At 62.1% G+C, this 269-nt stretch carries 1 protein-coding gene; it reads right to left on the bottom strand.

Translation table 11 applies throughout. The annotated features are described in order from the left end of the window. The coding region (locus SB764_RS40600) for a type VI secretion system tube protein Hcp (protein WP_410866842.1) at positions 1-269 on the bottom strand (269 nt) is incomplete at both ends.

Raw genomic sequence — 269 nt, forward strand, 5'->3', positions numbered from 1 at the left:
TGACAATCACGTCGCTCATCGTGAGCTTGAGGTACTCGAGCGGGTTGCCGCCAGCCTTGCGCATGACGAGCACGGCCTGGTCGATATGCTTGCCGGTCAGTGCGTACTTCATCAGGTTCGGGCTTGCGCGGTCGATCGCGTGTTCGAATGCGAGGTCCTTGACGGTGGCCTTGCCGGCGCCGCCGCCGCTGCCGGCGTGCATCGACGACTCCTGCTCGATCTCCCAATCCCAGTTCAGGACTTCGATTTCGTCCTTGTGCTTGTCGTCG

Source organism: Paraburkholderia sp. SIMBA_027 (assembly GCF_046535315.1).
GTDB classification, from domain to species: Bacteria; Pseudomonadota; Gammaproteobacteria; order Burkholderiales; family Burkholderiaceae; genus Paraburkholderia; species Paraburkholderia tropica.